Below are 23,626 nucleotides of genomic sequence, written 5' to 3'. Positions count from 1 at the left end.
GGCGGCCTTTACTGTCGCTGCCGGTAGGCAGAGGGCGTGACGCCAGTGCCCAGCTTGAAGGCCCGCGTCATGTGGCTCTGACTGCTGAAGCCGCAGGCCGAAGCGATCTGCGCGATTGGCTCCATGCCCGATAGCATCATTTTGGCGCGCTCGACACGACGGTGCGCCACCCAGCCATGCGGCGACACGCCAAAGCTTGCCCGGAACATCCGCTGGAAATGAAAGGCGCTGAGCTGGCCGATATCACCCAGATCCTGCAGGCGGATCGTCTCGCCAAGATGGGCCTCGATATAGTCCAGGGTTCGGCGGCGCACATGCGGCGCGAGCCCGCCGCTGATCGTGCAGGCACGCATGCCTCCATAACGCGGATCGACGAAGAGATCGTGGATCGCCTGCGTCATCGCTTCTTCGGCCAGCAGATGCCCGCCCGCCAATATCGCTTCCGTCATCTGCCGAAGCCTCAGCGCCAAGGCGGGGGCATCGTCGAAGGTTACTTCCGGAAGAGCCATGAGCCGCGCATCGCGGTCAAACGTCTCGGCAAACATCCGGCGCATCTGATCGTCGGGAACATACAGATGGACGAATTCGAAGAAGTCGGTGATTTCCCATTCGGACGAGTGGCCCTGCGGCATGATGCACAGCACACCAGGACGACCGCGCGCGTCGGGGCCGCCATCCAGCCGACGCGTTCCGGCGCCGCCGCTCAGATAAAGACTGAACGTATGACCGTTCGGCCGCTGATAGCTCATCCTGTCATGCGCATTGCTCCAAATGGCAGCCGATCGCCCGAAACCCAGATCGATCGACTGTGACATCCGCGCAGTGGGAGAGGCGGACAAAAACCTGAAAACCGAGAGGCGGCTATCGTTCACTCGTTCTATCTCACAGCTGGCCACGCGCTCAGAATAATACGGGGCGACCGCTGAGATGGCGAGAGGGAAGTCCGGGCACATCGATTTCATAGCAAGAATCTGCAAGAGACCCGCTCGCGCTTCGCCTATTCTTGGAGAAAACGAGGATTACTCCATGGCAAATGCCGTTCTTTTCATCGCGACCGTCCTCATATGGGGAACGACCTGGATCGCCATTGCAATGCAGGTCGGGCCGGTGCCGGTCCTGATCTCGGTCTTTTACAGATTTGCGCTCGCAGCCGTGATTCTCATCGCCGTCCTGGCTGTCATGCGGCGGCTCAAGCTCCCTGCCTTGCGCGATCAACCTTTCATCCTGGCGCAGGCGCTCTGCCTGTTCAGCCTCAATTTCATCTGTTTCTACAACGCGGCCGCCTCGATTCCTTCCGGACTGATCTCGGTGATCTTCTCGCTCGCGACGATCTACAATGCCGTCAATGCGCGCCTCTTCTTCGGCGACCGCATTACCGGCCGCACGCTCTTCGCAGCGGCGCTCGGCGCAACCGGCCTTCTCCTGCTGTTCGGAGAGGAGGTTGCCGTCGATTTCGATATGGGCACGTTGAAAGGGATCGGGCTCGCAGCGCTCGGCACGCTGTTCTTCTCGCTCGGCAATATGGCATCGCGCCGCAACAGCGCGGCCGGCATCTCACCGCTGACCGCCAATGCCTGGGGCATGGCTTATGGCACGATCATCCTTCTCGTCCTGATTGCCGTGACGCAAACCCCGATCGTGGCACCATCAGGCATCACCTATCTTGCCGCGCTGCTCTATCTCGCGGCCATCGGATCGGTGATCGGCTTCACCACCTATCTCATGCTGGTGTCGCGCATCGGCTCCTCACGCGCTGCTTATGCCACGGTGCTGTTCCCGATCGTCGCCCTGTCGCTGTCGACGGTCTTCGAGGGCTACCACTGGAGCGGCCTGGGCCTGATCGGCCTGGCGCTGACGCTGCTCGGCAACGTGATTATCTTCGCGCGCCCTCTCGCACGCCGCCCGCCGCAACCGGATGCGAGCCTCCCGGCACGCGGCTGAAGGAGAGCCGACTGCTTTAGCCAACCGGCTTCTGCAGCACGTCGAAGCGCGGATTGGTTTCGGAAAAGATCGGCAGGGCGGCGGCGCCGAGGATCGCTGTATCCTTGCCGGTCATGCCGATCATGACGCGCGGCAGCGTCCGCTTTTGGTCGGGATCGATCGGGACGTGCAGCGGCTCCAGCCGCTCGGCAAGCCGGCGCATCAGCGATGTCGATATGCTGCCGCCGAGCACGACGGTCTGCGGATCGAAGGCGAGTTCGAGAAAATCGACCGTTTGCCGCAGCGGCTGGACGGCCTGGTCTAGCCAGGCGTCCAGCCCGTCGCCGCTCCTGGCGATCAGCGCGTCGAGCTCGTCGGGCGAAAGCTCCTGCGCATTCGCGATGCCTATGAATTCGTAAGCGACGCTCGGCGAGACGTAGCGATCCAGGCAGCCGCGTTTGCCGCAGCTGCAGAGCTTGCCATGCGGCTCGACGATGATGTGCCCGATCTCGCCGGCATTGTTGCGGCTGCCCTTATAGAGGTGGCCGTCAAGGAACATGCCGGCGCCGATGCCGCCGCCGCCCGCGAGAAAGAGGTAGACGAAGCTGGCGAGACCGCGGGCGACGCCATGGAGACGCTCGCCGATCGCCGCCGCCGTCGCGTCGTTCTCGACGAGCACCGGCACCTTCACCCGCTCTTCCAGCTCGCGCCCGACGGGAAAACTCTGCCAGCCGGGCAGGCTGTGCGGGCTGAGGGAGGTGGTGCCGCCATCGCCATAGCGGCCGGGCAGGGCCATGCCGACGCCGAGCAGCCTGCTGCGGTCGAAGGCGAAGGCTTGGTGCAGCTCCTCGACGATCGCTTGCAGCACCGGCATCGCCCTTTGCGGATCGGGATGCTCGATATCGCGTTCAATGCGGGCGCAAACGGCGCCCGACAGATCCGTCAGGACGCCGCTGGCGCGCTGGCGGCCAAGTTCGAGACCGATCGAATAGGCGCCGCGCGGATTGATCGTGTAGGGAATGATCGGCTGGCCGCGCGCCAGCTTCTGCGCCTCGGCGGCCACGAGCAGGTGCGACCTCTCCAGCTCCTCGACGATGTTCGAAACCGTCTGCGGCGTCAGCGCCGTCATCCGGGCGATCGCAGCCCGCGAGAGCGAACCGTGCGTGCGGATCAACTCTATCACAACGCGCCGGTTGTGAGACTTGGCCTGCTCGAGATTCGTGCCGGAGATCGCCTTCATGTGGCCTTCAAAGGAAGTGGGTGCATCACCCTTGTCACAAGACGGGTGGTGATGAAAGCCAGATATTTCCCGAGCCCATCGATCGGCTAGGCGTTGCGCCTCTGCAGGAAGCCGAGGATGCCGATCCCCGCCAATCCGGTGACGGCGCTGAGGATGGCGGTGCCGGAATAACCCGTAACCGACGTGCCGGCGGCAAAAACCAGTGCGCCGATCCCGGCGCTCGCGAAGATATTCACGGAGATGAGCGCGCTGCCGAGCCCCGGCCGATCGGCGATGAGATCCTGGAGATAGGTGATCGGAAAGCTGATGATCGCCGCAGCACCGATGCCGGCAAGTGAGGTAAGCGCATAGAGATGCCATGGCTCGGAGGCGAAACCGAGAAGGCCGAGGAATATGGCATAGATGACAGTGCCGGCAGCAAGCGCCGTCATCTGGCCGGTCTTTCGCGCAATCCGCGACCAGACGATGATGAAGACGACCTCCAGCAATGCGACGATGCCTACGAGAATGCCGACATCGCTGAGCGCGCCATGCGCCGCGCCGGTGGCAATCAGCGGCAGAAGGGCGTCGTTGAGATGCAGCGTGCTGGTGATCAGCGCCACCCCTGCAATATGTGCCGAAATCCGCGGCGAAACCACCTGGCGGAGCGCACCGAGATAGGTGAGGTGATGGGTCGCGGCCATCTCCGTTCCCGTCCGCTTCGACAAGGCGAAGAGGATGATAGCCTGGCATAGCAGGCAGGAGATGGCGGCAAAGAGATAGGCCGGCAGCATGCTCGATGCGCCGGAGAGCACAAGGCCGGTAATCCCCGGGATCAATACCCAGGAGAGCGAGATCATCGCGCGCACGCCTGAATTGGCCGTTACCATGTCATTCCGGTTCATGCCCTGCATCGCCGCGCGCGCATTGGCAAACAGCAGCGAATTCAGCGCTCCGAAGATCGGCAGCGGCAGCAACCCGCTGATGGCGAAGATGGCCGCGCTCGGAAAGGCATAGACCATGCCGTAACCGACGATGCCGAAAATGCAGGCGCCGATCATCGCCGACCGATATTCGCCGAGGCGATCGGCAAGATTGCCGAGCAGGACGCTGACGATGACGTTCACCGCCGCTGAGGCGAAGCTCAGGAAGGAATAGAGGCCATCGCTCAGGCCCAATTCGCGAATGCCGACGATCGAACGATAGGGCGCGGTCATCGCCCCCGCCATTCCGAAGGTGAAAATGGCGATCATGCTGGCGCGGATCGCCGGATTGCGGAAGACGTCGGGGAAGAGGCGACTCATGGGGGCATCAATCGTCAGGGAAATCGGCAGGCGCGGCCGCGGCGGGCAGTCCGGAAGGTCATGTCATGCTATCGTTTCAACTCAGAGATCGCAGCCCTGAATGTCAATAATGCTCCGATTGGGAAAATGTCCGCGCAAGCTCCGCCTGGCCGGCCGTCAGCCCGCAATCGACGGGCAGGCAGACTCCCGTTATGGCGGCCGCCAGCGGACCCGCCAGGAAGGCGACGGCATTGGCGACATCCTTGGGATCGACGACGCGCCGCAGCGGATACCAGCGGCGCGCCTCCTCGAACACATTGGGATTGGCGGCGGCGCGCGCCTCCCAGGCCCGCGTCTTCACCGTGCCGGGGGCGACGGCATTGGAGCGGATGCCGAATTTGCCGTATTCGACGGCGACCAGCCGGGTGAAGTGCAGAAGGCCGGCCTTGGCGGCGCTATAGGCCGGATGCCCGAAAACGTTCATGCCGTTGACCGAGGCGATGTTGACGACAGAGCCCTTCGAGGCCTTCAGCATCGGCTCTAAGGCGCGAAAGCATAAGAAGGCCGCCTCGAGATTGAGCGCATTGTCGGCCCGCCAGATCTCCGGCGTCGTATCGTGCAGGCTGGTCGCGCGGGCAGCGCCGGCATTGTTGACCAGGGTTCGAACGACGCCGACGTTTTCAGCCCGTTTTGCCAGTTCGGATATGCTTGCCTCGCTGGTCACATCGCATCCGACGGCCACGAAGCGGTCGGCCGGGCCGAGCTTCGAAGCCACGGCGGCGGCGGCCGCAGCATCGATGTCGGCGAGCAGCACGACATCATGGTCGTCGGCGAGCCGCGCGGCGATCGCCGCGCCGATATCGCCGGCCGCGCCGGTCACGATCGCTGCCGATTGGGTCATTGGATGTCGCTCCCGTTCATGCGCTTCAGTCTCCAAGCAATTGCCGGTCGTCGCCGTCCCGGTGCAGGACAAGCTGCTGCTTGATGCGCCGCAGCGTCGCCGTCGCCTTCGGCTGAACGGCATAGGCGATCAGGCTCGCCAGAATATCGACCATGGCGATGTAGGCGATGCGCGTCGAGGTCGGGCGATAGATATTGTTGCCTTCGGGAAGGTCGATCGGCACGACGATTTCCGCCGCCTTGGCAACCGGGCTTGCCGTCTGCGTCAGCGCGATCGTCTTGACCTTGGCCTGGCGGGCAAGCTCGAAGGCGCGCACCAGCTCCATGTTGCGCCCCGAGAAGGAGGAGCCGATCAGCACGTCGCCCGACTTCGCCGCGGCCGCCATCATCAGCTGCATGCTGTGGTCGGAACTTGCGGTAATGCGCAGCCCGAGACGGAAGAGGCGGTTCTGCAGCTCGTCGGCGATCATCGACGAATTGCCGCCCGAGCCGAAGGCGTAGATCATATCGGCCTTGGCGATGTGAGAGACGGCGGTTTCGATCGCGGCCAGATCGAGCGAGCGGTGCAGGAGAAACAGCGCGTTCTGCGCCTTGGTGATGATATCCTGGGCGACATCGGCCGGATCGGTGCTTTTCGATTCCGGCTTCAGGTAGCGCACGCCGATATGGGCGGTGCGGGCGAGCTGCACCTTGAAATCGGAAAAACTCTCGCAGCCGAGCCGGCGGCAGAAGCGCGTCACGGTCGGCGGCGATACCTCGGCCCGCTCGGCAAGCTCGATGATCGAGGCGTTTACGGCAAATTCGAAATCGTTGACGATGATCTCGGCGATGCGGCTTTCGGAGGGAGAGAGCCGGCCTTTGTCTTCCTGCAATGTCGAAAAGATATCCAAAGCCGCTCCCGCCCTTATTTGCTATGCACCCTTCTTCTTATAGGCCACGCAATCGATCTCAACCTTGCAATCGACCATCATCGAGGATTGCACACAGGCGCGTGCCGGCGGATGTTCGCCGAAATACTCCTGATAGATTTTATTGAAGGTCCAGAAATCGCGGGGATCATCGAGCCAGACGCCGACGCGCACGACATCCTCGACGCCATACCCGGCCTCCTCGAGAATATCGAGAACATTGGCGATCGTCTTATGGGTCTGCGCGATGATGTTGCCGTCGATGATCTCGCCATCCTCCATTGCAACCTGTCCTGACACGTAGAGCCATCCATCGGCTTCGACGGCGCGCGCGAAAGGCAGCGCCTTGCCGCCGGCGCCCGTTTGAACAGTGCCATAGCGCTTGATAGGCATTCCCAAATCCTTGCAAATTATTTTCTTGATAAGTTGACAAGTGACCATAGAAAGCGGAATTTGACCAGGGAAAAACGCAATTTATGAAAAGAATTTCAATCCGGGGCCGAAATGCGCGATCCGTTCAAGAATCCTTTCCCGTCCGACAGCGCTCGGCACGCGATCTGGGAAATGCTCGTTTCCCGCGATATCGACGCGTTCCTCGCCGCCGACTGGTCGATGGTGGAGCATGATTTCGTGGAAGAGGGCTTCATTGGCATCGACGGCCGGAAGGAAGTGAGCCCCGACAAGTGGCGCCTGGCTTTCCCGACGCTTTCGGCCTACCGCCAGGAATGGCTAAGGCAGGCGAAGGATTTCGCCGGACAGAGCTTCGCGGAAGATCCGCGCACGGCGATCTTCACCACGACGACGCTCGAGGATATCGAGATCGAAGGCGACATGGCGCTGGTGCGCAAGAAATTCGACGGCGGCATTACCAAGGCTGACGGCACCCGCGATGTCCTGCAATGGCAGACGCTCTATTATTGCAGGCTGCACGAGGGACGCTGGAAAATCTCAGGTTTCACCGGCTACCTGCCGAACCCGATGGGTTGAAGCGGAGCCGCCAACACGAAGGCCACTTTCTTGCGCATTTTCACGGCAGCACTGGCGACCGAGACCAACACTTTCTCCCCGATCTGCGTGGATCGCCGCGCATTCGAAGCCTCGCTTTATGCGCCCCCCGGCCAGCATCCCGAAACGCCGACGCTCTGCACCGCGCCGATCACCGTCGGAAGGCGCGTGACCAGGGAAAAGGGCTGGGAACTGATCGAGGGAACGGCCACCTGGGCCGATCCGGCAGGCCTCGTCAACCGGGAGACCTATGAGGGATTGCGCGACGAAATCCTCGGCCAGCTCCGGGCGGCCATGCCGGTCGACGCCGTCGTCATGGGCCTGCATGGCGCCATGGTGGCAGCGGGCTATGAGGATACGGAAGGCGACCTTCTCCAGCGCATGCGCGAGATCGTCGGGTCTGACGTCCTGATCTGCGCCGAGCTCGATCCGCATAGCCATCTCACGGCAAAGCGCGTCGCCGCGCTCGATTTCGCCGTCTATTTCAAGGAATTTCCGCATACCGATTTCGTCGATCGCGCCGAGGATCTCTGGCGCATCGCGGTCGAAACGCTCGAAGGCCGGGCCAAGCCTCTCATGTCGGTGTTCGACTGCCGCATGATCGACGTCTTCCCGACCTCGCGCGAGCCCATGCGCTCCTTCGTCGACAAGATCATGCGGATCGAGAAGGATGACCCTGAGATCCTGTCGATTTCGGTAATCCACGGCTTCATGGTCGGCGACGTTCCCGAAATGGGAACAAAGCTGCTCGTCGTCACCGACAACAAGCCGGAAAAAGGTGCCGCCTTGGCGCGCGAACTCGGCCTCGAACTCTTTTCCAAACGCGGCACGTTCATGGTCCCGCAGATCGACGAGAAGGAAGCCGTCTCGCGGGCGATCGCCGCCACCGCATGGCCCGTCGTCATCGCCGATGTCTGGGACAATCCGGGCGGCGGCACGGCAGGCGATGCAACCGTTGTTCTCGCAGAACTCATGGCGCGCGGTGTCACGAGTGCGGCGATCGGCACCATCTGGGATCCGATTGCGGTGCAGATTTGCTTTGCGGCAGGGGAGGGGGCGGAAATTCCGCTGCGCTTCGGCGCCAAGTCGGCCCCCGGCACCGGCAACCCCATCGACGGCACGGTGAAGGTCGTCAAGCTGGTCAGGAATGCCGCGATGCAGTTCGGCGAGAGCCTCGCGCCTTTCGGCGATGCCGCGCACATCGTTCTCAACGGCATCGACATCATCCTCAATTCGACGCGCGCCCAGAGCTTCGACCCGAGCCTCTTTTCGGTGATGGGCCTCGATCCCACCAAGCAGAAGATCCTGGTGATCAAATCCACCAATCACTTCTTCGCGTCCTTCTCGAAGATCGCGTCGGAGATCCTTTACTGCTCCGCCGGAACGCCCTATCCCAATAATCCGGCGACGACGCCTTACCGGCGGGCGCCGAAGACCATTTGGCCGATCGTGGCCGATCCACACGGGACAGAACGCGGAGCCGCCTAGATGCATGACAACAGGTTCGCCGTCGTCGCCAAGGCAGGTGATAGGATCGCCGATCTCTCGACGCCGCGCCCTGTCATCGACGAGGACCGGGTGGCTGCAAACATCGCCCGCGTTCAATCCTATATGGACGAGCACGGGCTGAACTTCCGCCCGCATATCAAGACGCACAAGATTCCGGCGCTCGCCGTGGCGCAGGTCGCCGCGGGCGCCAAGGGCATCAATTGCCAGAAGGTCACGGAAGCGGAAGTCTTTGCCGAAGCCGGCTTCGGCGACATCCTGATCACCTTCAACATCCTTGGCCAGCAGAAGCTCGAGCGCCTCGCCAGGCTGAACGAGAAAATCCCGGCCCTCAAGGTCGTCGCCGACAGCGAAACGACAGTCGACGGGCTCGCCGCGCATTTCTCCGGCCACAAGCCGCTGACCGTGCTTGTCGAATGCGATACGGGCGGCAGCCGCTGCGGCGTGCAGACGCCGGAGGAGGCCGCAGCACTCGCCAAGCGCATCGCCGCCGCCGACGGCCTCACCTTCGGCGGCATCGTCACCTATCCGAAGCCGCAGTCGGCAGCGAGCGTCGAAGCCTTCATCACCGAGACGGTCAACCGCCTGAAATCGGAAGGCATCGCCTGCCCAATCGTCAGCAATGGCGGAACGCCGAGCCTGTTCGAGGCGCACCTCGTCACCTCGGCCACGGAACACCGCGCCGGCACCTATATCTACAACGACCGCCAGATGGTGCGCATGGGCCATTGCACCGAGGACGATTGCGCCATGCATGTGCTCGCAACCGTCGTCTCCCGCCCCAACGCCGACCGCGCCGTCATCGACGCCGGCTCGAAGGCGCTGACTTCGGACCTCCAGGGCTTCAGCGATTACGGTCTGATCGTCGGCTATCCCCAGGCCCGGATCACCAGCCTCTCGGAAGAACACGGCGTGATCGATCTCTCAAACTGCACCGGCCCCCGGCCGCAGATCGGCGAGAAGCTGTTCATCATCCCGAACCACACCTGCGTGGTCTCCAACCTGTTCGACACGATGGTGTTTCATCGGGGCGGCGTGGTGACCCGGGTGGAGGAGGTCGCGGCTCGCGGCCTCGTCTGGTAGGGGGGGTCGGTCGAGGGCGAAATGAACCTGCTCGTCGAAGAGCGCAGTTATTGGTGAATTGCTGGCTCGGAGCAGGAATGCGGTCGCTGATATTGCGAGATGCGCCGCGCAGCGGATGACTTCGTTACGCAAATGGCCGAGGTTCTAACAATCAGCGGCCATAAGGGTTTCTCTACGCTGATGGCTTTGCCCAAACAGAGCATTTAACCCTATCGGGCAAACGACTAAGGCCTTCTGTGTACGCAAAATTATACCTTTGTGTACGAAGGGCGGTGATGATCCAGCTCCGGGCTCTATCGCTGTCCGTACCGGTGATGCCCGTTCGATGCAGCACACGAAGAAGCTGGAGCGGCTTTGCAGACAGGGAGAACGTGCCGCGTCCAACACCCGCTACGATATACCTATGCGGCCCCCTGTCCCTCCCATATCCTCCAAACGACGGCGAATGCTGAGAGGGAAGATCGCGGTCTTTGCACGACACGAATTTAGCGCGCGGAACTCCTAGTGCCATGGGGGGAAGCAGCCAAGTTCAGGTACTTAGACAGCCCCTCGTAGAAATTTTTGGTATCGCAGATGAGTCAACCACTCGCGCTTATAGCATGCACGCCGCTCTCGATAAAATCGATGTAGTTGTCATTAATGAAGGAACGAAGTGTTTGCGGGCATCGAGCGCGAGGAGCCGCATAGATCATCAAGTTTTTGCTGCCAACAGTTACGTTCATTTTTGGAGTTACTTGTATTTTAGAACAAAACTTCGATGAATTTTCGTGCACAGAGGCAAGAAATGCACTCAAAAACCATAATAGATACTTACCTCTAGTATATTCATGGCAGTTTCCATCAGATGTAAATTGAGCCTCGGCGAACCTATACGATGCCGCATCTAATGATGGCGCGCCAACGTCATTTGCAGAAAGCCGAAGCATGTCATCTGTTCCAACTTTCACTGCAAGCTGACCGTCCTCGACGCTGAAGAGGGCGCTCAGATTAACGTTATTCAAAGGCGCAACCACCTTTTTTTGCCGCCAATGCAGGATTTGCGACATCAACGGGGTGAGTGATAACTTGTAGCTATTTAGAGACGTATTGAATAAGCGTTCGAGGATAACTTGCTCCTCGCCAGAAATTTTATCAACTTTGAACACCTCAATGAGCATTCTCTCGCAAAGGCCGAAATTTACAATACTGTTTTCAATACTATATCCATCTGTAACATAGACGTTGCAATCAGCGATATCTATCTCTGGCGGTATATAGTTCGTGAGATCGCGATCCAAGAAGAAACAAATGCGTTTCTTTGGGAATTCAGTCCAATCAAAAGATTGGTATGCGCCAACTACCTTTTCTCTTCCACCGCAAGAAATCAGTTCAACCGACCAGTCCGGAGGTAGAATGGCTTCAATCAAGCTCCTATAGAACATAGGATCTTCTTTACCCTCTGTGAAACCATACACTTTCCGTGCGATTTTCTTGTACTTAAGAAGAAAGGTATGATGAGCTTCATTTATGGTTTGGAGGGCCGCTGCATGGACATCAAGCATGCTCATTAAAGATTACCCCAGTCCGGCCCGCTAACGAATTCGCCGAGAGCATGCGTGCTCTTTCTGAGGCTATTGTCATAGATGAAGGGCGAATGCGTAACTGCGATAAGGCCTGAACAAAATTCGCCATCTCGTATGTCTTCAAGGAACCGGCGCTGCCAGGGCACCGAGAGAGATAGCTCAGGCTCATCGATCAACACGAAAAATCTCTCGCGACCAGCCAAATATAGGTGACTAAAAAGCGACACGATTTGCTTTTCGCCAGACGAGAGGTCAGACAATGCAACATCACCTTCGCTTTTCGGTCCTCGCACGGTTTGCGGCTTCTGCCCTCCAGTCCACTCTATGCGAAATGAAAAAGTCTGCGCGTCATAAACGAACCTCTTGTCCCTAATATAGGTGGAACATAGCTCGCAGAATGCCGTTATGCTTTTTTCTCTTTCCTGCAATTCACTTTGAAAACGAAGTAGCTTTGAGAAGTAGTGAAATATTATTTGTTCATGTTCTGTAGGTGCGCTGGCATTTAATTTTGCCTTGGTAATGATCTCTCTTAGGTGTTGCTTCTGACCCTCGTTCAAAATCGTGGTCCCCACCCGGTTAAGGACAGCCGACACGGTCTCCGGTGATGCGGTGGCAATCTCCGGCCGTTCGGTCGTCCGATAGTCCTGGTTTACGACCTCGCCCAAGTATCCCAACGTCAATGTGTTGAGACCCGCATTAGCGAAAGCGCTAATTCGTTGTAGTGCCGTATCGATCGCCCGCTTGACATCGGCCATTCCGAACTCGACTAGTTCGATATAAACGTCATCAGTATCGGACTGGCTGGCCAGGCGGTTTCTCCGAAGGTCATCAGGATCAATTCCCGCGTAAATGCTCGTCAGCTCTCTTTCGATGCGCCGATAGGTGGGCAGGTAGAGTATCTGCGAATTCATTATCTTGACAATCTCGGCTTGCAGCTCAGCAAGTTTTTCGACCGCCTGATTTTCGAACATCGTCAGCTGTTCTCTATAGGTTCTTGGCATAACGCGCTCAGCCAAAGCGCGCAATTCGTCGTACCTGCCCTCGGCTTCCAGAGCCTTCCACCTATTGCGCATGCTAGGCGGCACGCGAGCAAGATCAGGCGCCTCAAGGAATGGGGTCTGAATATCTTTGTGCTTTAGCGAAAATTTCTTTTTTCCAAAGAATACGTTTATCTCATCAAACCGAAATTTAGAAAGCTCGAAAAATCTACCCGAAAGGAAATAGAACATTATTCTAAGTATTGTCGTTTTCCCTGTCCCGTTCTCTCCAACTAGGACTAGGGTGTTGTCTTTTATAACCAAGTCAACATTTGAACGACCATTCAAATTTGAGATGTGAAAGCCTGTGAGGAACAATTTTTGCATAATCTGTCCAATTCTCGCTGCTAAAAACAAGTAGCTTGCAAACCTTAACGTGTAATTACATGAGGGCCGTCGGGAGTAAAGGAGCATGAGCACTTGCCGCGTGCTATCCGCTCGAATAAAACTGGACCATAAAGTGAGACATCGCGTTTCACTGCCCGCCCGTAGAGCCCTTGGTACGCAACGCCTTTGATCTCGGGAAACGCTTCCTGCGAACGGCACCATTTCAAGCTACCATTCGTATCGAGAATTTTGGGCTTTGGCATCTTTAGGCCGCGCAGCGATCACTTGTGGCTGTTGCATGCTCTACCATCCTGTGCAATGCAACCACACAAAAGGGAGACATCGCGTCCCCCTAGCCATCTTGGAAGCTCGCTTTCTAAGGGTTTTGAGCAATGGCGGGCGCTCCCTCCGGGCCTACCATTTTTTTGTCCTTAGACATCTAAAGGCGCTGATAGTTCCGCGGTTAAGCTGGAGCGCTGTAGCCGGACACGACTTTCCGGAATCTTGATACCAAAATTTGGAATTTTATCTCAAACCAATCCAGGGCATTGAATTAAGAAAGAATATCGGTTGAGCCAGATGACAGCACCGTCACGAAGCCCTGGGAATGTCGTACCTGGCGTTGGATCCGCACGAGTTCGTCCCGCCTTATGGCTGGTCCGAATGACGCATGGATGACCGCCGGATCTTGCCCTCGAGAAATACTAAGCCCTGAGTAGGACTCTATCGAATGCAACAACGAAATCACTCTGTCGAGCTCAACCAAGGGAACAGTAATCCTTAGTTCGACGTCATCCGCCTTGGGTATTTGTTGAAAATCTCGCTCTGCAATTTGGCGCTTCAGATCATTGAGCTCTTGCCAGACCAACTGCATCTCCGGAGTGGCATTCTCCGAAATCCTCATCACACCTCGCGCCCGTGTTATAGGATTGTCGACCTTGAAATCGGGCTTTTGGGTTTGTTCAACAAAAGCTTTAAGCTCAGTCTTTGCCGCCACCAGATCGTCAGGATCTGCATAGTCGAATTCGATCGACCTATACGGCTTCACATCGAACGGAATGACGGTGCCTTTCTTGAACATGTGAATTATGGGCAATGCTGCCATATGACGAATACCCATTTCGTAAAACGCATTGGCATTGTGCTCACTCATGTCCGCAACCACCAATTCGGCGTCTAATAGATATCCGATCATTTGGGCATCGATCATACCCGGCTCGTTAATTCTATCGGAGCGAACAACATCAAAATCGGGAAAGTGCTCTTTGAATGTTGGCAAAATCACGCCTTTGAGCAACCAATCCGCATGATTTCGCGACACGCTACCAGCGGCCCCGATCGGTCCAACGACGAAACAAGTTTTGCGCTTTCCATTTGTATTCTTGGTGGCATCTTCGGCCGACATGCTTAGCTATCCTTCATTCAAAGTGAGCGTTCAGATCGGGTTAATTTTCTTACAATGCTCGCTCGAAAAACTGTTTGAATTATACAGCCGCTAAATCACGGATATCAGGAACATCATTAATCGAGAAGATGAAGCGCCCCTTCAGGTGTCGCAATCTGATCGCCATGGCTTCGAACTGGTCCCGACCGAAAAGCGCTTTTCCATAGTCCCCTTCGTTCCCAAAGTAAGCCGGATCAAGATAGAACAAAGTCCCGGGTCGATCGTAACGATCTTCGACACCTCGGCGCCCACCACTGGCGTCAGGGGGCCCGTAGCTCAATGGTTAGAGCCGGCGGCTCATAACCGCTTGGTTAGGGGGCGAGTCCCTCCAGGGCTACCACTCTGTCCGCAATGGGCCCGACTCGTCCATCTGCAGGAGATTGTCCAACGACGTTAGTGGATGAAAAAACCTAACTCCCTTCCGGCGGGCAGCCGCAATTGCCCGGGTGTCATTTCGCCCCGGAAGTGCCCTGGCAAGACGAACCGCCAACACAGAGCCTGCCGCTTCAAGCCGCCGTCGGGTTGATCACATTCATATCGATTTCGGTCAGCTCCACGCGCCGCTCAAACGCAACGCCCGCCTCATCGAACAGATGGCAATCGGCGGCATTGATGCCGGTCGAAACAGGCGCATCCGCACGGATGCCGACGCTGCCGGGGAGCATGGCGCAGAAATTCTCGGCCTCGCCGTTGAGCGAGGCATAGGCGACCGTATTGGCACCGAGGCGCTCGATCACCGTCGGCGTGACGGTAAAGACGATGTCGCCGCCGTTGAGCTGGATATGCTCCGGTCGGATGCCGAGCGTCAGGGTCTTGCCGGCCATGCCATCGCGCGGGGTCACCGGCAGGACGGCGGTCTGGCCGAGATAATCGACTTCGACGCCGGCGGCGCTGACGGCCTTGCAGGTGACGGGCAGAAAATTCATTTTCGGGTTGCCGATGAAGCCGGCGACGAATTTGTTGGCGGGCTTGTGGTAAAGCTCCAGCGGCGCGCCGGTCTGCGAGATATTGCCGGCGTCGAGCACGACGATGCGGTCGGCCATGGTCATGGCTTCGACCTGGTCGTGCGTCACATAGATCATCGTCGCCTTCAGCTGCCGGTGCAGCTTGGCAAGCTCGATGCGCATGTCGGCGCGCAGCGCCGCGTCGAGGTTGGAGAGCGGCTCGTCGAACAGGAAGATCTTCGGTTCGCGCACGATCGCGCGGCCGATCGCGACGCGCTGGCGCTGGCCGCCGGAAAGCATGCCGGGCTTCTGCTGCAGCCGCTGGTCTAGGTGGAGGATGCGGGCCGCATTTTCCACCTTGGCCTTGAGCTTTTGCTCTTCCATCTTCTCGACGCGCAGCGGGAAGGCGATGTTTTCGAAAACCGACATATGCGGATAGAGCGCGTAGGACTGGAACACCATGGCGATGCCGCGCTTGACCGGCGGCAGATCGTTGACCCTGACGCCGTCGATGACGATATCGCCCGCCGTCGTCGCGTCGAGACCGGCGATCATGCGCAAGAGCGTGGACTTGCCGCAGCCTGACGGGCCGACGAAGACGACGAACTCGCCGTTCCTCACCTCGAGCTGCACGCCCTTCAGAACCTCGTAGTCGCCATAGAACTTCTGGACTTTGTTGAGAAGAAGCTGTCCCAAAAATCTGTCTCCGCCGGCGGCCTTCGTCGCACGTTCGATAGAGGGGAGGGGCCGCGGCTGATGCCGCGACCCCAGGGAGATCGCTTACTTGAAGGCCTCGATTTCGCCGGCAGCCTTCTTCAGCGCGGCTTCCGGTTCGGCCTTGCCCGTCACCACGGACTGGATCATCTCGATCATCGAGTTCTGGAAGCCCTTATAGTCGGTGAAGAGCGGCTCGGGACCACCATAGCTGATGCCCTCGATGAGCGGCTTCCAGTAGGGATCCTTGGCGACGAACTCATCGACCTTTGCGGAGGGACGCAGCGGAGTGAGGCCGGCGCCGCCCTGCAGTTCGTATTCCGACTGAACATCCGGCGAGGTGATGAACTTGGCGAACTCGGTCGCCTTGTCCTCGACGCCCGAACCCTTGAAGATCGCAAGGCTGTCGGTGATCAGCAGCGTGCCGGGACCCTTGGCATCGGGGCCGAGCGGCAACGTCGTGATGCCCCAGTTGATCTTCGTCTCCTTCAGACGGGTAGCGGCGCCCGACCCGGCCTGGATCATGGCGACCTTGCCGTCGAGGAAGATGGCGCGGACTTCGTTCTGCTCATAGGCCGTCGGGCCTTCCTCGGAGTAGGGGACGATATCCTTGTAGGCCTTCAGCGCGGCGAGAATCTGCGGGCTGTCGAGCGTGATCTTGCCTTCGGCATCCGTCACCGCGCCGTTGTTGGTGTAAACCCAATGCATGAACTGGTGCATCGTGTTGTCGAAGGTCTTGGCGGAAAGGCCAAAGCCCGGAATGCCGGTCTTTTCCTTGATGGTTTTGGCCATCTCGATTTCTTCGGCCCAGGTCTTCGGCGGCGTCTCGGGGTCGAGGCCGGCCTGCTTGAAGAGATCCTTGTTCCAGTAGAGCGCCTTGGTGGAGAAGGCGATCGGAACGCCCCACTGGTTGCCCTCGAAGGTTACCGTGTCGACGATGTGGGGATAGTAAGCCTTCTTCTCCTCATCGGTCATCGGCACCGGAACGATGAGATCGTTCTGCGCGAATTCCTTCAGCGTGCGCGAGCCGACATAGGCCATGGCAACCGGCGTGCCGGCGGCGGCGAGCGTCGTTGCCTTGTCCTGGCACTGCGCCCAGCCGACGACCTCGGGCGTGACCTTCCAGCCCGCGTTCTTTTCTTCCCACTGCTTGATGTATTTGGTGTGGACCGGGTCGATCGTGTCGCCGCAATAGATCCAGCTGATTTCCTTGTCGGCCGCATGGGCAGTGACTGCCGTCAATGCCGTCGAACCGAGCAAGGCGAGGGCCATAAGGCCTGTTTTGATTGTTATGCTCACGTCGTGACTCCCATCGTGGTTGTTAGCTGTTCACTCTTTTCTTAGTCTTATTGTTTCACCGCACCGGCGGTCAGGCCGCCGACGAGGTAACGCTGAAGGAAGAAGATGACGACCATCGCCGGCGCGATGCCGACGAAGGAAGCCGCCATCAGTTCGTTCCAGATGACCTCCTGCTTGCCGAAGTAAGCAAAGAGCCCCACCGGCAAGGGCATGTATTCGGTCTTCGAGTTGAAGGTCAGCGCGAAGATGAATTGCTGGGCGTAAGCGCCGATGAAGGTGGTGATGGCGACGACGATAATTCCCGGCATCGCAATGGGCAGGATGACGCGGCGAAGCGTGTAGAAGTGGCTGGCGCCATCCATGAAGGCGGCTTCGTTGAGCTCCTGGGGAATGCGGATCATATAGGTGCGCAGCAGCCAGATCGCCGACGGGATGAGGAAAGCGACACCCGGCACGATCATCGCGAGATAGGTGTTGAGCACGCCCATGCTGCGCATCAGCCGGAAGAGCGGGATCAGAAGCACGGCGCCGGAGAACATGTTCACCGTCAGGAAGGCGCCGAGCAGGATGCCCATGCCCTTGAATTCGAACTTGGCGAAGGCGTAAGCCGCCGGAATGACGAGGCAGAGCACGATCAGCGTGACGATGATCGAGATGAAGAAGGAGTTGAAGATATAGCGCCCGAAGCCCGGCACGCTGATCCACATCGTCCGGTAGGCTTCGAACGAGCCGTTCTCCGGCCAGAAGCGATAGGGCGAGGAGAAGAGCTGGGCGAGCGGCTTCAGCGACACCAGGAAGCCCTCGACGAAGGGCGCCAGCACGAAGAACAGGAACACCGCGATGCCGCAATAGATCAGGATGATCTCCCACCAGCGGTAACGGTCGATCATGGCAGCACTGCTCATGCGCGCTTCTCCGGGTTGAGGCGGCGGGTGACGCGGAAATAGGCGAAGCAGAAGAGCGACAGGAAGATGCAGATCAGCACGGCGCGCGCCGCACCTTCTCCGTATTTCTTCGAGCCGATCGCGGTCTGATAGGTATCGATGATCATCGTCGTCGTCTCGCCGCTCGGGCCGCCCTGCGTCAGGATCCAGATGATGTCGAACGAATTGAAGGTGGCAATCAGCGACAGCATCGACATGGTGATGATGGCCGGCACCATCAGCGGCAGGGTGATGCGGCGGAAGCGGTACCAGCGGCCGGCGCCGTCGGTCCAGGCGGCCTCGTAGAGGTCCTTCGGGATCGACTGGATCGCCGCCAGAAAATAGATCGTCACCAGCGGCACGCCGATCCAGACGTCCGTGACGATTGTCGCCCAGAAGGCGGTGCTGCCATAGGCGAGGAAGGCGACCGGGCCGTCGACGAGGCCGAAGCGCTGCAGCAGGCCCGAAATCATCCCGAACTGGCCATTATACATCCAGCCCCACATGAAGATGCCGATCGCCATCGGCACGATCCATGGCGGCATGGTCAACAGCCGGAACAGCGAGCGGCCGGGCACGGCGGCGTTCAGCATGCAGGCGCCGAAGGTGCCGATCACCATTTTCAGGGCGACCGAGAAGAAGGTCCAGACGAAGGTGCGCAGGATCACCTCGGCAAAGGTGGCGTTGAAGATCTTCTGGTAATTGACCCAGCCGACCCAATTGGTGGTCTTCTTCAGCGACGCGTCGGTGAAGGAGAGGATGAACGTGTCGACGAGGGGATAGGCGACGATGGCGAGAACATAGAGAACGGCCGGAAGAAGAAGGATCCAGGCGAAGATGAAGGCGCTTCTTTGGACACTCATCTTGCCGCCTTCCTCAAGCCGCTCTGGCGTGGAGCGCCTCGTCGAAGCGGTCCCAGACGGGACGCAGGTCGACGACCGTCTTCTTCATCCTCGCCTCGTCCATTGCCAATGCGAGGATGCCGGCTTCCAGCGCGTTCAGCGTGGACACGGGAAGTTCAAGGCCGGTGCGCACGCTTTCCAAGAGGTCGCTCGCCATCTGCTCGTCGGCGCCGTAATGCTGGGAGAGTTCGGTGGCGGCATATTTGTTCTCGACCACCTTCTTGCCGGTCAGCTGCTCGTGGACGTCGAGATAGCCGCGGACGAAATCGCCTTCGGCCATGCCGCGCGAACCCATGATGGCGAAACGGCGGAACTGGTCGGGCACGTTCAGATTGGTGTGGAAGTTCATGCCGACGCCATTCTCATATTCGACGATCGCCACCTGATAATCGATGATATCGGCATCGCTGTCGAAGACCTTGTCCGATCCCATCCAGCCGCTCGGCTTGCGGTGGAAAAGTTCGAGATCGTTGATACCTTCGCGCGCCGGGTCGTTGGCGGGGATGAAGCTCTTGCGGCCGCCGAAACTGGCGACGCGCTCCGGCCGGGCGCCGACGACGCCATTATAAAGGTCGAGGTCGTGGCAGCATTTCTCCAGCATGAAGCTGCCGGAATAGCGCTCGTAGCGGCGCCAGTCGCGCATGAAGAAGGCGCCGTGATAGGGCTCGATATGTTCGGAGGCCTCGATCGAGACGATCTGGCCAAGCGTGCCCTCGGCCTGGATGGCGCGCAGATCCTTGTAAAGCGGGGAGTAACGCAGCACCAGGCCGACCATCAGCCGCTCATGGCCGAACTTCGCCATCAGATGGGCAAGCTCGATGCTTTCGGCAATCGTCGTGACGATCGGCTTTTCACAGAAGACCTTCAGGCCGGCCTGAAGCCCGAGCCTGATATGGTCGAGATGCATGTGATTGGGAGAGCCGATCATTAAGAGATCTAGCTTTTCGGAAGCGAGAAGCTCTTCCGGCGAACCATAGGCCTTACCGACCGAAATGCCCTTTTCCGTCAATCCGGGAAGCCCGGCGGGATCAGGATCCACATAGCCGACGATGTCGAAGCTGCTGTCGATCGCCTTGAAGACATAGCCGAGATAACCCAGCCGGAATCCGAGCCCGATGATTCCTACTTTCATGCCGATCATGTTCCCAGTTAAGTAATTTATTTTCTTTAAGTTGGGACAAAAAACAGGGGGCGTCAATAGAAAACGGGCGCCGCGGGGCGCGTATGAAATTAATTTTCATGAATGGGTAGGCGGCCGCCGATTCCGGGCCGCGAGGGACCGGGTGCGCACAGGGCCGCGCCTCGAAGAACGGACGGCGGATGCCGATCCCTCTTGCTGCAAGGCGTGAACGACCGTCCGCAAGATCACGCAAGTGCTCGCGAAAGGTTGAAAAGACACGTTATCCCGCGCGTGTAGGATGCGTTGAGAACCCGAGGCCAGGAGGAGCCATCATGACCCGTATGACAGCCAAGGATTTCCCGCAGGAACTTCTCGAACTCTACGATTATTACGCGCACGGGAAGATCACCAAGCGCGAGTTTCTCGACCGGGCCGCCAAGTTTGCGGTCGGCGGCGTGACGGCAGCCGCCATTCTGGCATCGCTCAGCCCCAATTATGCGCTGGCGACCCAGGTCGAGTTCACCGATCCCGACATATCCGCCGAATACATCACCTATCCCTCGCCGAAAGGAAACGGCGATGTCCGCGGCTATCTCGTCCGCCCCAAAAACGCCACCGTCAAGGTCGCCGGCGTGGTCGTCGTTCACGAGAACAGAGGCCTCAACCCTTATATCGAGGATGTGGCGCGGCGCGTGGCGAAGGCCGGCTTCATCGCCCTTGCGCCGGATGGCCTGACTTCGGTCGGCGGCTATCCCGGCAATGACGAAAAGGGAAGGGAACTCCAGCAGAAGGTGGATCCGGAAAAGCTGATGAACGACTTCTTCGCCGCAGTCGAGTTTCTGATGCAGAGCGACCTCACCACCGGCAAAGTCGGCATCACCGGCTTCTGCTACGGCGGCGGCGTTTCCAACGCCGCGGCGGTGGCCTATCCCGAGCTTGCCGCCGCCGTGCCCTTCTACGGCCGGCAGCCGCGCGCCGAGGACGTGCCGAAGATCAAGGCGCCACTGCTTCTTCATTATGCCGGCCTGGACAAGGGCATCAACGAAGGCTGGCCCGCCTATGAGGCGGCGCTGAAATCAGCAGGGAAGACCTACGAGGCCTATGTCTATCCCGACGTCAATCACGGCTTCCACAACGATTCCACGCCGCGCTACGACGAAGCGGCCGCTACGCTCGCATGGCAGCGGACGGTCGACTGGTTCAAGAAATATCTCGCCTGAGAAGGCCGTTGCCTGATGCGGCGGGGAGGCATCCCCGCCGGCCCGCATCGGCCCGGCGATTTGACTGGCAAATGTCGTATCGGGTCCCCGAGTTATGCGCGAAGACTTGAGGTTTCCGATGTCTCAACCAGCAGGTTCGAGCCGAGTGCCCGCAGGAAACTCGCAGCATCAAAGATGGCAGCCGGTGGTTTCGCGCCGGTATCGCGGACGTCGCCCGACAGGATGCGCTGGACTGCTTCGCAGATGATCGGCGCCGTGACGGCATAGATGTCCTGTCCCTGGGCGAGAATTCGGCGGCGTAGGCCGCCTCGCGTGACGATCGCTTCAACGACGAAGCGCTGCGCCGAACGCCCGGTTTCATCGATGGCCTGGGGCGGGGGCGTCGACGGATCGCGAACATCTCGCAGCGCTGTCGTGCTGAGGAAGGTATGCAGCTCCCTTGTCCTGATGTGGCGGGCGATGAGCGGCACTTCGGAAAATGGAAGCTCGACCAATGTCTGCCGGCCGAACGGGGCTGGTAAAACAGACACTATCTCGGCCGCCGGCTGAGGCACAGGCCCAAGCTGCCCGCCGTTGACGGCCAGGCGCTGTGCCTTGTTCTTCTCCCCCGTCACGCGCGTGCCCTTCGTGGGCAGCCAGCTGTCGAGCGCGACGCGAATTTCGACAGTGTCTGCGTCCTGCCATTCGTCCATCAGCACTGACACCAGCAGATCGGCCAGACCGCCGTAAAATCCCATGGCCGGGATGACGACTACGCCCGCTTTTTCGGCAGCAGCACCATGCCGGTCGAACGTGGCCTGCGCGCTCGGCTGCTCAGCGGTCACGTCGAGATAGTGGATGCCGGCCCGCAACGCGGCACCTATGACCGCATCGGCCGTCTCCATGAACGGGCCGGCGCAGTTGATGACCACCGCCGCTTCGGCGAGAGCCCTGTCGAGCGCCGCGTCATCCTCTATCGCTGCTTCGCGGCATTCGACGCCACGGTCCGGAAAACCCGCTTCCGCCAGCCGCTCGATACTCCGTCCGATGGCAATCGGTTTCAGCCCGCGCCGCAACAGTTCGGTGACGACAAACCGGCCGGTATGGCCGTTCGCGCCGAAGACCGCGACGGCTTGGGATGTTCTGATGATGTCGGCGTGATCCATGGTCATTGCTTCCCCTTGCGCTACAGACCTGTCTGCCTTCTATAAAACATACAGGTCTGTAGCGTGTCAACAAACTTTCTGCTAGTGTGCCTGAATTGGAGATAAGCGAATGACGAAAAGCACAGCGAACGCACCGGCCACTGCCGTCAACGAGGTCCGGGACAGAATTCTCGAAACGGCGTCGGAGCTCTTCTACCGGCGTGGCGTCCGCGCCGTTGGTGTCGATCTGGTGGTGGAAAAATCCGGTGTCGCCAAGACCAGTCTTTACCGCCATTTCGGCACAAAGGACGATTTGATTGCCGCCTTTCTCAAGCGCGAGGATCTGGATTTCTGGAGCACTTGGGACCGGGTGAGCACGCAACATGCGGATGACGCTTCGGCCGAACTCGACGCCCATTTCGAGTGGATCGGCGAACGGGTCGGGCGCGACAATTACCGAGGCTGCCCGCAGATCAACACCGCTGCCGAGTTTCCGGAAGCCGGTCACCCGGCCCGCAAGGTTGCCGAAGCCCATATGCGCGAAATGCGGCGCCGCCTAAAGACCATCGCCGGCAAACTGGCGGTTGCTGCGCCCGACCGGCTTGCCGGGCAGCTCGCGGTCCTGATCAACGGCGCCTTTGTCAGCATGCAGGTCTTCGAACCCGGCGAGGCGACGGGTTTGCTCCGCGATGCCGCGCACGCGCTGATCGCCGCTGGTCGCGACACCTAAGGCACATTCCTAGAGCGACGAAATGGGGCGACAGGAATTGGCATACATCGGGCTCAACAGTTCCCGACATTTGTCGGCTTGCGGGCTCAGCCGTGTACCGCCACGCGTCTGCTTGATACCGGAATGTTCCATAACCTGCCTTATGCCACTTCTGCAATCTTAGATGGTACATTCTATTTCCAAGCGCGACGTGCCAGAAAAACAATGGCTTCCGTTTGGAGATTTTGGAATGTCGCGATGCTATTTGCTACTGACCCTCGCCGATCGCCGTCGCCTGCACCAGCTTGTCGAACGCAAGGTGCCGGTCAATGAGATGGCGCGCCAGCTCAGCCGGCACCGCTCGACGATCTATCGCGAGATCAGGCGCAATACATTCCATGATCGCGAGCTTCCCGAATATAGCGGCTATTTCTCGACGGTTGCCAACGACATCGCCAAGGACCGGCGGCAGCGCCT

At 59.4% G+C, this 23,626-nt stretch carries 22 protein-coding genes and 1 pseudogene; 7 read left to right on the top strand and 16 right to left on the bottom strand.

Annotation, left to right across the window (positions count from 1 at the left end; all coding sequences use genetic code 11):
* Positions 1–8: 8 nt before the first annotated feature.
* Positions 9–749 carry an AraC family transcriptional regulator gene (locus tag ATY76_RS11675; RefSeq protein WP_088674925.1) on the bottom strand — a complete coding sequence of 247 codons (741 nt, stop codon included), beginning with the start codon at positions 747–749 and terminating at the stop codon, positions 9–11.
* A 277-nt stretch (positions 750–1,026) separates the two neighbouring features.
* On the opposite strand from ATY76_RS11675, the gene ATY76_RS11670 reads away from it, so the two are divergent.
* On the top strand, positions 1,027–1,941 hold the full coding sequence (locus ATY76_RS11670) for a DMT family transporter (RefSeq protein WP_088674924.1): 915 nt from the start codon (positions 1,027–1,029) through the stop codon (positions 1,939–1,941).
* Positions 1,942–1,957: 16 nt separating this feature from the next.
* Here the strand turns inward: ATY76_RS11670 and ATY76_RS11665 are convergent, their stop codons facing one another.
* The 5 genes from ATY76_RS11665 to ATY76_RS11645 form a co-directional block, all read right to left on the bottom strand.
* Positions 1,958–3,160: an ROK family transcriptional regulator gene (locus ATY76_RS11665; protein WP_088674923.1), complete on the bottom strand. Its 1,203-nt coding sequence runs from the start codon at positions 3,158–3,160 to the stop codon at positions 1,958–1,960.
* Positions 3,161–3,246: 86 nt separating this feature from the next.
* On the bottom strand, positions 3,247–4,443 hold the full coding sequence (locus tag ATY76_RS11660; RefSeq protein WP_088674922.1) for an MFS transporter: 1,197 nt from the start codon (positions 4,441–4,443) through the stop codon (positions 3,247–3,249).
* Positions 4,444–4,546: 103 nt separating this feature from the next.
* Complete coding sequence (locus ATY76_RS11655) at positions 4,547–5,323, bottom strand: SDR family oxidoreductase (RefSeq protein WP_088674921.1); 777 nt, start codon at positions 5,321–5,323, stop codon at positions 4,547–4,549.
* Between the two features lie 25 nt (positions 5,324–5,348).
* Positions 5,349–6,212 carry a MurR/RpiR family transcriptional regulator gene (locus tag ATY76_RS11650; RefSeq protein ID WP_088674920.1) on the bottom strand — a complete coding sequence of 288 codons (864 nt, stop codon included), beginning with the start codon at positions 6,210–6,212 and terminating at the stop codon, positions 5,349–5,351.
* Positions 6,213–6,233: 21 nt separating this feature from the next.
* The gene (locus tag ATY76_RS11645) at positions 6,234–6,623 is read right to left on the bottom strand and encodes a RidA family protein (protein ID WP_071091593.1); all 390 of its coding nucleotides are present in this window, start codon (positions 6,621–6,623) and stop codon (positions 6,234–6,236) included.
* A gap of 111 nt (positions 6,624–6,734) precedes the next feature.
* Between ATY76_RS11645 and ATY76_RS11640 the strand changes: the two genes are divergently transcribed.
* The 3 genes from ATY76_RS11640 to ATY76_RS11630 are packed head-to-tail and all read left to right on the top strand — an operon-like array spanning position 6,735 to position 9,824.
* Positions 6,735–7,217, top strand: a complete 483-nt coding sequence (locus ATY76_RS11640; RefSeq protein WP_088674919.1) for a hypothetical protein — start codon at positions 6,735–6,737, stop codon at positions 7,215–7,217.
* 30 nt (positions 7,218–7,247) lie between these two features.
* Entirely contained in the window at positions 7,248–8,723 is a 1,476-nt protein-coding gene (locus ATY76_RS11635; RefSeq protein ID WP_088674918.1) for a M81 family metallopeptidase, read from the top strand.
* Positions 8,724–9,824: a D-TA family PLP-dependent enzyme gene (locus tag ATY76_RS11630; RefSeq protein ID WP_088674917.1), complete on the top strand. Its 1,101-nt coding sequence runs from the start codon at positions 8,724–8,726 to the stop codon at positions 9,822–9,824.
* A gap of 578 nt (positions 9,825–10,402) precedes the next feature.
* Here the strand turns inward: ATY76_RS11630 and ATY76_RS11625 are convergent.
* The 9 genes and pseudogenes from ATY76_RS11625 to ATY76_RS11580 all read right to left on the bottom strand — a co-directional run bounded on the left by ATY76_RS11625 (position 10,403) and on the right by ATY76_RS11580 (position 20,108).
* Positions 10,403–11,371: a DUF4435 domain-containing protein gene (locus ATY76_RS11625; protein WP_088674916.1), complete on the bottom strand. Its 969-nt coding sequence runs from the start codon at positions 11,369–11,371 to the stop codon at positions 10,403–10,405.
* Entirely contained in the window at positions 11,371–12,750 is a 1,380-nt protein-coding gene (locus ATY76_RS11620; RefSeq protein ID WP_190233635.1) for an AAA family ATPase, read from the bottom strand. The genes ATY76_RS11625 and ATY76_RS11620 overlap by 1 nt, the downstream gene beginning before the upstream one ends.
* Positions 12,751–13,303: 553 nt before the next feature.
* Positions 13,304–14,155, bottom strand: a complete 852-nt coding sequence (locus ATY76_RS11615) for a hypothetical protein (RefSeq protein ID WP_088674914.1) — start codon at positions 14,153–14,155, stop codon at positions 13,304–13,306.
* 94 nt (positions 14,156–14,249) lie between these two features.
* Positions 14,250–14,426 (bottom strand): annotated as a pseudogene (locus ATY76_RS34115) (DNA adenine methylase); the annotation flags it as partial.
* A gap of 274 nt (positions 14,427–14,700) precedes the next feature.
* Entirely contained in the window at positions 14,701–15,834 is a 1,134-nt protein-coding gene (gene ugpC, locus ATY76_RS11600; RefSeq protein ID WP_088674913.1) for a sn-glycerol-3-phosphate ABC transporter ATP-binding protein UgpC, read from the bottom strand.
* An 84-nt stretch (positions 15,835–15,918) separates the two neighbouring features.
* Positions 15,919–17,124, bottom strand: a complete 1,206-nt coding sequence (locus ATY76_RS11595; protein WP_088674912.1) for an ABC transporter substrate-binding protein — start codon at positions 17,122–17,124, stop codon at positions 15,919–15,921.
* Positions 17,125–17,198: 74 nt separating this feature from the next.
* Positions 17,199–18,056 (bottom strand): carbohydrate ABC transporter permease, encoded by an 858-nt coding sequence (locus ATY76_RS11590; protein WP_088674911.1) that lies wholly within the window; start codon positions 18,054–18,056, stop codon positions 17,199–17,201.
* Entirely contained in the window at positions 18,053–18,937 is an 885-nt protein-coding gene (locus ATY76_RS11585; protein ID WP_088674910.1) for a sugar ABC transporter permease, read from the bottom strand. Before ATY76_RS11585 ends, ATY76_RS11590 begins: the two co-directional genes overlap by 4 nt.
* Positions 18,938–18,950: 13 nt before the next feature.
* Positions 18,951–20,108: a Gfo/Idh/MocA family oxidoreductase gene (locus tag ATY76_RS11580; protein ID WP_088675036.1), complete on the bottom strand. Its 1,158-nt coding sequence runs from the start codon at positions 20,106–20,108 to the stop codon at positions 18,951–18,953.
* Positions 20,109–20,428: 320 nt separating this feature from the next.
* Here ATY76_RS11580 and yghX point away from each other — a divergent pair, with 320 nt between their 5' ends.
* Positions 20,429–21,316: a YghX family hydrolase gene (gene yghX, locus ATY76_RS11575; RefSeq protein WP_088674909.1), complete on the top strand. Its 888-nt coding sequence runs from the start codon at positions 20,429–20,431 to the stop codon at positions 21,314–21,316.
* A 92-nt stretch (positions 21,317–21,408) separates the two neighbouring features.
* On the opposite strand, the gene ATY76_RS11570 is transcribed toward yghX, so the two are convergent.
* Complete coding sequence (locus ATY76_RS11570) at positions 21,409–22,467, bottom strand: saccharopine dehydrogenase NADP-binding domain-containing protein (RefSeq protein WP_088674908.1); 1,059 nt, start codon at positions 22,465–22,467, stop codon at positions 21,409–21,411.
* A 103-nt stretch (positions 22,468–22,570) separates the two neighbouring features.
* On the opposite strand from ATY76_RS11570, the gene ATY76_RS11565 reads away from it, so the two are divergent.
* Positions 22,571–23,170: a TetR/AcrR family transcriptional regulator gene (locus ATY76_RS11565; RefSeq protein WP_088674907.1), complete on the top strand. Its 600-nt coding sequence runs from the start codon at positions 22,571–22,573 to the stop codon at positions 23,168–23,170.
* A 229-nt stretch (positions 23,171–23,399) separates the two neighbouring features.
* Positions 23,400–23,626: helix-turn-helix domain-containing protein (locus tag ATY76_RS11560; protein WP_141105010.1), on the top strand; the 227-nt coding region annotated here is incomplete at its 3' end.

This window comes from Rhizobium sp. R339, from assembly GCF_002211395.1.
Taxonomy (GTDB): Bacteria; Pseudomonadota; Alphaproteobacteria; order Rhizobiales; family Rhizobiaceae; genus Rhizobium.
The sequence above is the reverse complement of the archived record's forward strand: the minus strand, read 5'-3'. Positions and strand labels throughout refer to the sequence as shown.

Bases quoted from the DNA above. Each gene is read 5' to 3' on its own strand.
- ATY76_RS11630 (WP_088674917.1), top strand. From the start codon at position 8,724: ATGCATGACAACAGGTTCGCCGTCGTCGCCAAGGCAGGTGATAGGATC.
- ATY76_RS11595 (WP_088674912.1), bottom strand. From the start codon at position 17,124: ATGGCCCTCGCCTTGCTCGGTTCGACGGCATTGACGGCAGTCACTGCC.
- ATY76_RS11570 (WP_088674908.1), bottom strand. From the start codon at position 22,467: ATGACCATGGATCACGCCGACATCATCAGAACATCCCAAGCCGTCGCG.
- ATY76_RS11645 (WP_071091593.1), bottom strand. From the start codon at position 6,623: ATGCCTATCAAGCGCTATGGCACTGTTCAAACGGGCGCCGGCGGCAAG.
- ATY76_RS11580 (WP_088675036.1), bottom strand. From the start codon at position 20,108: ATGAAAGTAGGAATCATCGGGCTCGGATTCCGGCTGGGTTATCTCGGC.
- ATY76_RS11565 (WP_088674907.1), top strand. From the start codon at position 22,571: ATGACGAAAAGCACAGCGAACGCACCGGCCACTGCCGTCAACGAGGTC.
- ATY76_RS11655 (WP_088674921.1), bottom strand. From the start codon at position 5,323: ATGACCCAATCGGCAGCGATCGTGACCGGCGCGGCCGGCGATATCGGC.
- ATY76_RS11675 (WP_088674925.1), bottom strand. From the start codon at position 749: ATGAGCTATCAGCGGCCGAACGGTCATACGTTCAGTCTTTATCTGAGC.
- ATY76_RS11660 (WP_088674922.1), bottom strand. From the start codon at position 4,443: ATGAGTCGCCTCTTCCCCGACGTCTTCCGCAATCCGGCGATCCGCGCC.
- ATY76_RS11625 (WP_088674916.1), bottom strand. From the start codon at position 11,371: ATGAGCATGCTTGATGTCCATGCAGCGGCCCTCCAAACCATAAATGAA.
- ATY76_RS11585 (WP_088674910.1), bottom strand. From the start codon at position 18,937: ATGAGTGTCCAAAGAAGCGCCTTCATCTTCGCCTGGATCCTTCTTCTT.
- ATY76_RS11590 (WP_088674911.1), bottom strand. From the start codon at position 18,056: ATGAGCAGTGCTGCCATGATCGACCGTTACCGCTGGTGGGAGATCATC.
- yghX (WP_088674909.1), top strand. From the start codon at position 20,429: ATGACCCGTATGACAGCCAAGGATTTCCCGCAGGAACTTCTCGAACTC.
- ATY76_RS11670 (WP_088674924.1), top strand. From the start codon at position 1,027: ATGGCAAATGCCGTTCTTTTCATCGCGACCGTCCTCATATGGGGAACG.
- ATY76_RS11640 (WP_088674919.1), top strand. From the start codon at position 6,735: ATGCGCGATCCGTTCAAGAATCCTTTCCCGTCCGACAGCGCTCGGCAC.
- ATY76_RS11620 (WP_190233635.1), bottom strand. From the start codon at position 12,750: ATGCAAAAATTGTTCCTCACAGGCTTTCACATCTCAAATTTGAATGGT.
- ATY76_RS11665 (WP_088674923.1), bottom strand. From the start codon at position 3,160: ATGAAGGCGATCTCCGGCACGAATCTCGAGCAGGCCAAGTCTCACAAC.
- ATY76_RS11615 (WP_088674914.1), bottom strand. From the start codon at position 14,155: ATGTCGGCCGAAGATGCCACCAAGAATACAAATGGAAAGCGCAAAACT.